At 70.4% G+C, this 10,790-nt stretch carries 11 protein-coding genes; 5 read left to right on the top strand and 6 right to left on the bottom strand.

Annotation, left to right across the window (positions count from 1 at the left end; all coding sequences use genetic code 11):
* Positions 1-66 precede the first annotated feature (66 nt).
* The 5 genes from AB0J09_RS15685 to AB0J09_RS15665 all read right to left on the bottom strand — a co-directional run bounded on the left by AB0J09_RS15685 (position 67) and on the right by AB0J09_RS15665 (position 5,254).
* Positions 67-693 (bottom strand): hypothetical protein, encoded by a 627-nt coding sequence (locus AB0J09_RS15685; RefSeq protein WP_360690390.1) that lies wholly within the window; start codon positions 691-693, stop codon positions 67-69.
* Between the two features lie 4 nt (positions 694-697).
* Positions 698-3,034, bottom strand: a complete 2,337-nt coding sequence (locus AB0J09_RS15680; protein ID WP_360690388.1) for a hypothetical protein — start codon at positions 3,032-3,034, stop codon at positions 698-700.
* A 112-nt stretch (positions 3,035-3,146) separates the two neighbouring features.
* Positions 3,147-3,923 carry a methyltransferase domain-containing protein gene (locus tag AB0J09_RS15675; RefSeq protein WP_360690386.1) on the bottom strand — a complete coding sequence of 259 codons (777 nt, stop codon included), beginning with the start codon at positions 3,921-3,923 and terminating at the stop codon, positions 3,147-3,149.
* Positions 3,924-4,025: 102 nt separating this feature from the next.
* Positions 4,026-5,099 carry an ABC transporter substrate-binding protein gene (locus AB0J09_RS15670; RefSeq protein WP_360690384.1) on the bottom strand — a complete coding sequence of 358 codons (1,074 nt, stop codon included), beginning with the start codon at positions 5,097-5,099 and terminating at the stop codon, positions 4,026-4,028.
* Between the two features lie 11 nt (positions 5,100-5,110).
* Positions 5,111-5,254, bottom strand: a complete 144-nt coding sequence (locus AB0J09_RS15665; RefSeq protein ID WP_360690382.1) for a hypothetical protein — start codon at positions 5,252-5,254, stop codon at positions 5,111-5,113.
* 199 nt (positions 5,255-5,453) lie between these two features.
* Here AB0J09_RS15665 and fdxA point away from each other — a divergent pair, with 199 nt between their 5' ends.
* The 3 genes from fdxA (at position 5,454) to AB0J09_RS15650 (ending at position 7,698) form a co-directional block, all read left to right on the top strand.
* A complete protein-coding gene (fdxA, locus tag AB0J09_RS15660) occupies positions 5,454-5,780 on the top strand; it encodes a ferredoxin (RefSeq protein WP_349448632.1) in 327 nt (108 codons plus the stop codon).
* A gap of 97 nt (positions 5,781-5,877) precedes the next feature.
* Positions 5,878-6,948 carry a succinyldiaminopimelate transaminase gene (dapC, locus tag AB0J09_RS15655; protein WP_360690380.1) on the top strand — a complete coding sequence of 357 codons (1,071 nt, stop codon included), beginning with the start codon at positions 5,878-5,880 and terminating at the stop codon, positions 6,946-6,948.
* A 93-nt stretch (positions 6,949-7,041) separates the two neighbouring features.
* Positions 7,042-7,698, top strand: coding sequence for a DUF4178 domain-containing protein (locus tag AB0J09_RS15650; RefSeq protein WP_360690378.1), 657 nt, complete (start codon positions 7,042-7,044; stop codon positions 7,696-7,698).
* Positions 7,699-7,883: 185 nt separating this feature from the next.
* Here the strand turns inward: AB0J09_RS15650 and AB0J09_RS15645 are convergent, their stop codons facing one another.
* Positions 7,884-8,744, bottom strand: a complete 861-nt coding sequence (locus tag AB0J09_RS15645; RefSeq protein WP_360690376.1) for a hypothetical protein — start codon at positions 8,742-8,744, stop codon at positions 7,884-7,886.
* Here AB0J09_RS15645 and AB0J09_RS15640 point away from each other — a divergent pair.
* Positions 8,743-9,576, top strand: a complete 834-nt coding sequence (locus AB0J09_RS15640; RefSeq protein ID WP_360690374.1) for a 2,3,4,5-tetrahydropyridine-2,6-dicarboxylate N-succinyltransferase — start codon at positions 8,743-8,745, stop codon at positions 9,574-9,576. The genes AB0J09_RS15645 and AB0J09_RS15640 overlap by 2 nt on opposite strands.
* The gene (gene dapE / locus AB0J09_RS15635) at positions 9,576-10,631 is read left to right on the top strand and encodes a succinyl-diaminopimelate desuccinylase (RefSeq protein WP_360690372.1); all 1,056 of its coding nucleotides are present in this window, start codon (positions 9,576-9,578) and stop codon (positions 10,629-10,631) included. Before AB0J09_RS15640 ends, dapE begins: the two co-directional genes overlap by 1 nt.
* The last annotated feature ends 159 nt before the right edge of the window (positions 10,632-10,790 follow it).

Below are 10,790 nucleotides of genomic sequence, written 5' to 3'. Positions count from 1 at the left end.
TGCGCGCGCAGGCGATCCGGCACCACCTGCTCGGGGCGCGCCAGTTCCTCGAGCACGCGTTCTGGCTCACGGACGGCGACGAGCGGGACGGATCGGGCCGGTCTCCTCGTCGGTCGCGCGCCAGGCGTCCAGCTCGCGCCACGCCTCGGAGAGTGAGCCGCCCCTGGCGAGCACGGCGAGCGGGCTGTGCTGGGTGGGCGGGAGGAGAGGTTCGAGCGCGGCCACGTCGGCCTCGGTCGTGATCAGGCGGAACAGCGGCAGCGCGTGCACGTCCAGGCCGAGTCCCAGCAGGTCGCCGTCGCAGATCGGGTCGAACAACCCGGCCGACCTGGCCGACCTGCGTAACGCCGGCTCGACGCGTTCGAGCGCCTCGGCGTCCCACTCCTCGACGACGCCGATCACCGGGTTGACGCCGTACCTGTGGCGGCGCGCGTACGACCAGGCGTCGGGGTCGGGCAGCACCGTACGCAGCCAGTACACGTCCCGCTGCCGCACCACCACCCCGCGGTGCCCCTCGGCGAGCCGCAGGGTCGCGACCCGCGGGTCCCGGCCGCCCCTGACCCGCTCGGGGTGCGGGGCGCCGGCCACGTTCAGCAGGAACCGGCGCAGCGCGACCACGGCGTCCCTGCGCACCGGCTGGGCCAGTGCGCTGAGCTCCCTGGGAAACTCAGGGCCGATCGCGAGCCGCGGCACCGGCTCAGTCCAGGAGTTCGAGCAGATCGCGGTCCCCGCGTTCGCGGAGCCTGGTGAGGAGATCGGGCAGCGCGACCGGTCCCGTCATGCCGATCCTTGTGGCGATCACCCTGGCCGCCTGATCTCGGGTGCCTCCCGGGGCCGTGTAGCCCACCAGGCGGAGCGCCTTGGTGATCTTCTCGGCGCCCTGCGCGGCCACCGGGAGGTGCCTGGCCCTGAGCACGCCCTCGTCCGAGAGCGTCAGGAACAGGTGTCCGCCCTCGCGCGCGCCCACGTCCACCAGGAGGCGTTCGATGGACTCGAGCACCGGCCTGCCGTGCCACGTCATGGTCAGCTCGCCGGCGGCGCTCCGGACCGTTCTGCTCTCGCCGGGCGAGAGGCCCAGATACGACGCGAACCCCGTCGGCAGCGTGCACTCGCCTCCGGCCAGCTGCTCGGCGGTCACGTCGATGCGCAGCCACCAGCGGCCGTCGGGCTGCCTGAAGCAGCGCCTGGTCTGGGAGACGTCCTTCAGCGGCTGGTACGGCTTGTGCTCGCCCGAGCCGCCGTTGGACTCCTCCGGCGGAGGGGCGGGCGGGGTGAACGCCTGGAACTGCGGCGGGCCGGGGGGCGGAGGCGGCATCTGGGCGGAGCCGAACGCCGACTGCGGCTGGAGCTGCGGCTCAGGCCGGGCCTCGCGCTGGGGCGAGAGCGTGGCCAGCACGAACTGCCAGGCGGGGACCTCCAGCGCGCGGATCTCCACGTTGTGCCAGTCGGCCGCGCCGATGAGCTGCTCCTTGTGGACGGCCGGGCCCAGGGTCCTGCGCAGCTCGTCCAGATGCGCCCGGTACGGGGCCGCCTCTTCGCTCGCCAGCCAGTGGTCGAGGCGGGTGCGGAACTCGTCCTCGGTCGCGGAGATCTCGGCCGGGGGGACGGCGAAGAGCTTGGCGAGCTGGTCCACGGCGGAGGGCTCGTCGGTGAAGACCCGGTTCTGCGCGACGGCCCAGCTCTTGTCGTCGAGCCCGGCGAACGCGGCCTCGATGAGCCCCGGCAACTCCTGCTCCTGTCCGGCCACCGCGACCGGCTCCTGTTCCGGGGCGGGCGCCTGCTCCGGTGCCGGCGCCTGGACGGGCTCCAGCTCGGGGGCCGGTGCCTCGGAGGGCTCGGGCTCCTCGACCGCGCTCTCGGCCTCCAGGGCCGCGGCCTCCTCGGCCGCCGGTTCGGGGGCGGGCCCCTCGGCGGCGTCGAGCACGGGCTGCGGGTCGGGTTCGGGCACCTCGTCGGAGACCGGCTCGGCGTCGGCGTCCAGCACCGGCTCGGCGGCCACGGCCTCGCCCTCGTGAGGGGCGGGCTCGTGCGGCTCGGCGGCCACGGGCTCGCCTTCGCCGTTCTCGGCGGGCTCGGGCGCGCCCTCGTGAAACGCCGCGACCTCCTCATGGGCGGCGCGCTCATCCTCGGCGGCGTGCTCGCCCTCGACGGCCCGCTCATCCTCGGCGGCTTGCTCATCCTCGGCGGCGTGCTCACCCTCGACGGCGCGCTCCGAATCGGTGGACTCCATGGCCGCGGCGGCGGGTTCGGCCGCGTCCTCGTCGGCGGCCGGCACGGGCTCCGGCTCGTCGATGACCGACCCGGCGGGGGAGAAGTGGGCGGCGGGCTCGGGCTCGTCGATGACCGACCCCGCGGCGGCGAACGGGACCACGGGGTCGGGCTCCTCCACCGGCTCAGGCGAGGGCTCGTCCGCGACCGCCTCAGGGGCCGGCTCGTGGGGCGTCTCGTGGACCGGCACGTGGACCGCGGGCTCCGCCTCGGCGGCCTCCCGCTCTTCGGCGGCGTGTGACGACTCCACGTCCGCGTGCGACGGCACTCCGGCGGCGTGCGACGGCACTTCGGCCGCGTGTGCGGGCTCGCCGGCCGCTTCATGCGCGACAGGCGACGGGTGGGCCGGCTCCGCCACCTGCGGGTGTGGGAGACGTACCAGAACCGCCGAGAACAGCGTGTTCAGCACCGGCCGTGCCTGGATGAAGGGCTGGTCCACCAGTTCCCTGCTGGTCAGCGCCAGCAGCCCCGCCCACGATCCGGCCCGGTCGAGGGCGATCGCGACGGCGGGCTCGTCCGCCTCTTCAGGGTCGAGGACGTGCAGCGCCGGCAGGACGTCGCCCACCGCGGCCGCGGGCCAGTGCTCCAGGGCGATCTCCGTCAGCAGCTCGCCCAACGCCTCGGGGCCGATCGCCGTGAGGACGTGCGGCATGGGCAGGCTGCGCCACCACGCGTCCGGCAGATCCGGCTGCCCCGTGAGCAGCATGATCGTCGAGGCGTCGCTCCACCTCAACGGTGGTACGAGGTCGCTCAGGCAGAAGTTCATCCCGTTCCGTTCACCAGCCCCTCACGCCGCCGCAGCGGTGCAGCCATAATCTCGCCGCCCACGGAACAGACCATAGTCCGGCAAAACAGCCCTACGCATCATGTACAACGCATCAACGCCGAACAGCGGCAAAGCGTAGGCGCACGTAGTCGGCCATCCAGCCAGTCTCTCTGCGGAGCGCGGGCGCGGCCAACTCGTTAACGCGACGGAGCAAGGGCTCCACGATGTCCGGCGGGAGCCCTTCGAGCACCGGCGCGGCGAACATGCGCACCCAGTCGGCGGCCCCGCCGGGGCACTCGTCGAGCGGCGTCGGCCGGTCGAAGTATTCCAGCAACCTGACCACGAACCCCTCCTGCTCGAGGCGGCGGGCGTACTCGGCAGGTGTGGGGAAGTACCACGGCAGGTCGGGTTCGCGCAGGCCGTACTCGCGCCAGGCGGTCAGCATCGCGGCGGTCAGCTCGGCGCAGTTGCCCGCCCCGCCCATCTCGGCGACGAAACGCCCGCCGGGGGTCAGCGCCTCGCGCACGTTGGCGATCACCGTGCCGGGGTCACGGCTCATCCAGTGCAGCGCGGCGTTCGAGAAGACCGCGTCGTACGGGTCCACCACGGTGAAGTCGTGCCCGTCGCCGACGATGAAGTTGATCCCCGGGTATTGCGCGAGGGCCTTCTCGATCATCGCGGGGGAACCGTCGATGCCCAGCACGTCCGCGCCCCTGAAGGCGAGCTGCGCGGTGAGCACGCCTGTGCCGCACCCGAGGTCGAGCACGCGCTCACCGGGGCGCGGATCCAGCAGATCGACCAGCGGCGCGCCCTGCGTCGAGACGTAGCCGAAGCTGCTGTCGTAGGCGCGACTGTTCCACCGCTCCAAGCTCGGTGTGTCGTATCGCAAGACGATCAGCTCTCATTCGATCAGACATCGGGCCCCCGTGGCCGTGCTGTCTGTTCACTTTAGAGCCTGAACGTCCCTACGACATATCAAGTCACATCGGACTCATCCGACGCTCTTCGCCCACTCCCGCTTGAGATACTCCTTCGCCGCGTCTGCCTGCGGAATCGTCATGAGCACCGGAGGGCCGGGTGCCTTGGGAAGTTTCGCGGCCTGCTCGGCGTCGAGCGTGCCCTTCATTTGCATCGCCTCGCCGCGGGCAGGGCGGGCGAAGCCCTTCTGGAGCAGGTTCTGGCCCTCGTCCGAGAACAGGAACTCCTCCCAGAGCCTGGCCGCGGCCGGGTGCGGGGCCGCCTTGTTGATGGCCTGCATGTGGTAGTCGCCGAGCGGCGCGTCCCGCGGGATCGTCACCTTCCAGGCGTCCGAGTGCGCGGCGCTTCGGGCGGCGTTCAGGTGGTCCCAGGCCACGACCACGTTGGCCTTGGTCAGATCGGTGAGCCGCCCGGCCTGCTTGAGCTTGGCGAAAAGCGCCACTCCCTGCTCCGGCCGGGGCGCTCCCGACTGCATGGAGGCCGCCATCACGCCGTCGAACGCGCCCTCCGAGCGCAGCGGGTCGCCGTCGAGCGCGACCCGGTACTCGGGCTTGAGCAGGTCGGCGAAGGAGGCGGGAGGCTTGACCGCGCGCGGGTCGTACCCGATGGACATGTAGCCGCCGTAGGCGGCGTACCAGGCGCCGGAGGGATCCTTGACGTCGTCGGGCAGGTCCTGCCAGCTCTGGACCTTGTACCGGGCGAGCCGGTCGGCCCCGGAGACGGCCACGTCCATGGTCAGGTCGAACACGTCGGGCTTGAGCTGTGCGGCGGCGTCCAGCTCGCGCTTGCTGCTCGCCCCTGGCTCCAGCTCGTTGACCTTGATCCCGTACTTGTCGGTGAACGCGTCGATGACCTCGCCGTAGTTGACCCAGTCGCGGGGCAGCCCGATCACGTTGAGCTGGCCTTCGCGCTTGGCGGCCTCGACGAGGCGCTCCATCGTGGTGAAGCCGGCCTTCATCGAGCCCGCCTGGACGTTGATCGGAGGCAGGCTCTTGGGCTGGGCCGAGTTGTGGTCTGTGGACGACGCGCCGCATCCGGCGCTGGCGATGATGGCTGCTGCGGCGGCGGCGCAGGTACGTACAGTCACACTACGAATACTTACTGTTGCATCCGCCCAGGTCGAGGAGGCGCGGCCGGAACGACCTTGGCCGCCACCAGCGTCTCTTCGGGGATCTCCACCAGCGTGCCGTCCTTTTTGCGAACTTTTAGAAGTCCGTCCTCCCACGACACGAGGATGCCCACAGCGTCGCGAAATCCCCCTGGAACGCGCCTACGGGTGGTGATCCGTGCGCCTATATCCTGACTTGTGATCGCGATGACAAGGCGTGCAGCCACGAGTTTGCCACCCTCCGTTTCGGCCAGCTGGCAAGCACGGCAATACTAGGGCGTAGCAAACCGCGGTCAGAGTCATGCCATGGTGCTGGAGAAGAAGGAGCTCGAGGTGACCTACGTCATCGCGCAGCCTTGCGTGGACGTCCTGGACAAGGCGTGCATCGAGGAATGCCCCGTCGATTGCATCTACGAGGGCGAGCGCATGCTTTACATCCACCCCGACGAGTGCGTGGACTGCGGCGCGTGTGAGCCTGTATGCCCCGTCGAGGCGATTTTCTACGAGGACGACCTTCCCGAGCAGTGGAAGGAGTTCTACAAGGCGAACGTGGACTTCTTCGAAGACCTCGGCTCGCCGGGTGGCGCTTCGAAGGTCGGGAAGATAGACAAGGATCACCCGGTGGTGGCGGCCCTGCCGCCGCAGGGCGAGGACCACTAGCCGGTCCTGTCCACGCCGTGCACGGGGGGCATCCGGGCCGGATGCGCCCCGTTGGCGTGCGCTTTTTGAGTACGGCAACGCACAACCCTGGAGAACCGTGAACAAGCTGCCCGACTTCCCCTGGGACCGCCTGGAGCCGTACAAGGAACGCGCGCTCGCACATCCCGACGGCATCGTCGACCTCTCGGTCGGCACTCCGGTCGATCCCGTGCCGCAGATCGTCCAGGACGCCCTCGTGCGGGCGGCCAACAGCCCCGGCTATCCCTTGACCCACGGCACCAAGGCCCTGCGCGAGGCCGCGGCCGGATGGCTGCGCCGCAGGCACGGCGTCACCGTCGACCAGCAGGACGTGCTCCCGCTGATCGGCTCCAAGGAGTTCGTCGCCTGGCTGCCCACCTACCTGGGCGCCGGGCGGGTCGTCTTCCCCGAGCTGGCCTATCCCACCTACGACGTGGGCGCCCGGCTGGCCGGGGCGGTCGGCACGGCCTCCGACAGCACGCTCGCGCTCGGCCCCGAGCGCGTGGACCTCCTGTGGGTCAACTCGCCGGGCAACCCCACGGGCCGGGTGCTGCCCGCCGAGCACCTGCGCAAGGTGGTGTCCTGGGCACGCGAGCGCGGCACGGTCGTCGCGTCCGACGAGTGCTACATCGAGCTCGGCTGGGAAGCCGAGCCGGTCTCGATCCTCCATCCCGACGTCTGCGGCGGCTCCCACGAGGGGCTGCTCGCGGTCCACTCGCTCTCCAAGCGCTCCAACCTGGCCGGCTACCGCGCCGGGTTCGTGACGGGCGACCCCGTCCTGGTCAAGCGGCTGCTGGAGACGCGCAAGCACGCCGGCATGCTCATGCCCCAGCCCGTACAGGCCGCCATGACGGCCGCGCTCGGCGACGACGCGCACGCTGACCAGCAGCGCGAGCTGTACGCCGCCCGCCGCGCCCTGCTGCGACCCACGCTCGAGCGGGCGGGGTGGCACATCGACCATTCGACGGCCGGGCTGTACTTCTGGGCATCGAACGGGCAGAGCGCCTGGGACCAGGTGGCCAAGCTCTCCGAAATCGGCATTTTGGTCGCGCCGGGAGACTTCTACGGATCGGCAGGTGAGCGGCACATCCGCATCGCCGTTACGGCGACTGATGAGCGGATCGCTGCGGCGGTGCGCCGCCTCCAGTAGGATCGCCCGTCATAAGCCAGCCGAACGGGCTAGAAACGCATAAATAGATAAGGGCTTTTGCCGAGGCAGACCGCGAGTGGAGCGAGCTGATCGATGAGCATGACCTCCATGGTCGTACTCGGGCTGAGCATCGCCACCGTCCTGCTGCTGCTTGGGGCCTTCCTGGCCACCCTGCGGCAAGACAGGAAGGGCCGCACGAGTGCGCCGCCGGCTGAGGTCGCTCCCGTCGAGACCCCGCTGCCGGCGCCGGTGAGCGTGCCCGGGCATGCCGGCACCGACTACACCGACCCTCGCACGATCCGGGTCGGCGACCGGATCGAGGTGCACGGGTCTCCCGCACGCGTGCTCGGTGCGATGCACATCTCGTGGCAGGGGCATCAGTGGACCGAATACCTCCTGCGGGACAGTTCGCGCCGCTTTCAGTGGCTGTCCGTGGAGGCGCATGCCGGTGATCCGCCGCACCTGGAGGTGCTGCTCTGGACCGACGTGCCCACGCAGGGCATGGTGCCAGCCAAGAGCATGCTGATCATGGAGGGCGTGGAGTTCTTCCCGATCGAGCGGGGGACGGCGGCCTTCCGCGGCGAGGGCGACACGGGCCACCCTGACCGGGGGCTGCTGGACTTCGCCGACTACCGCGCCTCTGACGGGCGGCTGCTGTCCTTTGAACGCATCCAGGGCCAGTCCTGGACGGCCGGCTACGCCCAGCCCCTGCCGCCCGGGTCCATCACCATCGTCCGGCGCGCGTCTTGATCTCGGTGGTGTCCGTCCCTTGCATTCTGTTACGGCTGCGCACGGTGGGCACCACCCGCCGACGTGGGTGACCGGCCCTCCAGGGTGACGCTTACCGGCTTCCCCGGCGCACCGCCGTAACGGACGAACCTGGCCGTCTGGGTGGTCGAGGCGTGGGCCGCCGGACCGCACCTGGTGGTGCCCAGTCAGGAGAGCTCGACCCGGGTGGCGGTGGATTTGCCGCCCTGCTGCCAGCCCTCGAGTTGCATGTCGTTCGACCACGTCGCGCCCGCGTACCCCACGTGCCGCAGCGCGTACTTCTCGGCATGGGCCACCGACCAGGCGGCGATCAGCCACCCGCGTTTCTTCGAAGTGATGGCCGTGCTCCCGAGCGCCCTGGCCAGCTGCTTGCGGGCCTCTTCTGTACGGGGCTGCGGCGCCGGGGTCTTCTTGCCCGGCGGATACCAGCAGTGGACGGCCTGGGGGACACGCCCGGTGAAGGCGGCGGCGAGGATTTTGGCGTCCCCCTCGTGCTGCGCGTACGCATAGCCGCCCGCCGAGCGCTGCACCGCCTGGGCCGCCTCGGCCAGCGGCACCTTGCGGTAGTTCTTCACCTTGACCAGCGCGGCGAAGAACTTGTTAGTGGCGTAAACGGGATCCATGAGCTGCTTCTTGGCGCCCCAGCCCTGCGACTCGCGCTGCTGGAACACGCCCACCGAGTCGCGGTCGCCCCAGTCGAGGTTGTGGAGCTTCGACTCCTGCAGCGCCGTGGCGTACGCGATCACCACGGCCCGCTCGGGCAACTGGCGGCGCGCGGCGACGGCCGCGATGGTGGCGGAGATCTGCGCCTGCTCGGGATCGAGATAGAGCTCGCTGCCAGAGGTGCGCACGGTGCAGTGCGCCTCCTCGGGCGCGGCCAGCGGTGTGGTCTTCTTCAGCAGGTGGTAGAGGCCCACGGATATGGCGACGGCCAGCACGACCATGATGATCGCGATGGTGATGACTCCACGGGAGAAGCGCAGGCGCACCCTGAAGAACCTACCCGGCCGGATAAGCTCCGTGGCCATGAGTGACCTGAGCAGCTCCTCACCGATATCCGCGGTGGTGGACGAGTTGTGGGAGCGCCGCGCGGAGCTGTCGCCGGCCGATGCGGAGGCGCGCCAGCTGATCGTCGGCGCGGTGGACATGCTGGACAGAGGCGAGGCCAGGGCCGCACGCCTGGTGGGCGGCGAGGTGATCGTGGACGAGCGCGCCAAGCGGGCCATCCTGCTCAGTTTCAAGGTGCTCGGCATGGCGCGCTCGCAGGTGGGCGACTTCCAGCACCACGACAGGCACCCGCTCAAGAGCTCGCTCGAAGGGGTGCGCGTGGTGCCGGGTGCGATCGCCCGCTGGGGCTCGTACCTGGCGCCCGGCGTGGTGCTGATGCCGTCTTTCACGAATATCGGTGCGTACGTTGACGAAGGGACCATGGTGGACACCTGGGCCACGGTCGGTTCGTGCGCCCAGATCGGGAAAAATGTTCATCTGTCGGGTGGAGCTGGCATCGGTGGCGTGCTTGAGCCGCCGAACGCGGTGCCGGTCGTCATCGAGGACGGCGCGCTGATCGGCAGCCGATCGATGATCGTCGAGGGCGCCCGGGTGGGTGAGGGCGCGGTCGTCGGTGCTGGAATGATCCTGTCCGGATCCATCCCGGTGATCGATGTGCAGACCGGCGAGGAGCTGGCCCGCGGCCAGGTTCCCGCCTGGTGCGTGGCCGTCGGCGGCACCCGGCAGAAGGAGTTCCCCGGCGGCACGTTCGGCCTGCCGTGCGTGCTGGTGCTCAAGCGCCTGGAGCCGGGGCAGCGACACGACAAGGCAGCACTCAACGATGTGCTGCGCGAACACGGAGTGAACACCTGATGCTTGACCTGACGCAGGACGTACGCGCGCTGACCGCCGCGATCGTGGACATCGAGTCGGTGAGCGGCGGAGAGCGGGCCCTGGCCGACGCGGTGGAGCGGGCGCTGTCCGCGCTGCCGTACCTGAAGGTGGACAGGTCGGGCGAGACGGTCGTCGCCCGCACCGAGCTCGCCCGGTCCGAGCGCGTGCTGATCGCCGGGCACCTCGACACCGTTCCCGTCGCGGACAACCTGCCCAGCCGCGTGGAGGGCGACCTGCTGTACGGGTGCGGCACCTCCGACATGAAGGCCGGCGTGGCGGTCGCGCTCAAGCTGGCGGCCACCGTGCCCGCGCCCAACAAGGACGTCACGTACGTCTTCTACGACTGCGAGGAGATCGAGGCCGAGCGCAACGGGCTCACCCGCGTGGCCAGGGACCACCCCGACTGGCTGGCGGCCGACTTCGCGGTGCTGATGGAGCCGACCGACGGCGTGATCGAGGGCGGCTGCCAGGGCACGCTGCGCGCAGAGGTCACGGTGCGGGGCAAGCGGGCCCACAGCGCCAGGTCGTGGTTCGGGGTCAACGCCATTCACGGGATCGAGCCGGTGCTGGCCAGGCTGAACGCGTACGAGGCGCGGCTGCCGGTGGTCGACGGGCTCGAATACCACGAAGGGCTGAACGCGGTCGGCGTCCAGGGCGGCGTGGCCGGCAACGTCATCCCGGACCTGTGCGTGGTGACCGTCAACTACCGCTTCGCGCCCGACCTGTCGATCGAGCAGGCGCAGGAGCACGTCCGCGAGGTGTTCGACGGGTTCGAGGTGAGCTTCGTCGACGCCGCGCCGGGGGCCAGGCCTGGTCTGACGCATCCGGTGGCGGCGGCCTTCACCGCGGCCGTCGGCGGCACGCCCCGCGCCAAGCTGGGCTGGACGGACGTCGCCCGCTTCTCCGCGCTCGGGGTGCCCGCCGTGAACTACGGTCCAGGGGACCCGAATCTGGCGCACCAGCAGGGCGAGTACGTGTCGCTGTCGAAGATCGTCGAGAGCGAGCGGGCCCTGCTGGACTGGCTCACAAAATGAAAGTGGCCTTCCTCGCCGGCCATTTGGCGGGGAAGACCACTTTCAGTCCCGAGCAGCACCCTCGGCAGTTAGACGCGGGGGAGTCGAAATCCGGTTCCCTGGTTTTTGCAAGATTTTTTAGCGCGTCGGTTCGCCTGGCTGACCAGGGGTTTCGCGCTC

The sequence above is a fragment of the Nonomuraea sp. NPDC049784 genome (assembly GCF_040659615.1).
In the GTDB taxonomy this organism is placed as follows: domain Bacteria; phylum Actinomycetota; class Actinomycetes; order Streptosporangiales; family Streptosporangiaceae; genus Nonomuraea.
Note: the sequence above shows the minus strand (reverse complement) of the source record. Positions and strands in the feature narration are given on the sequence as shown.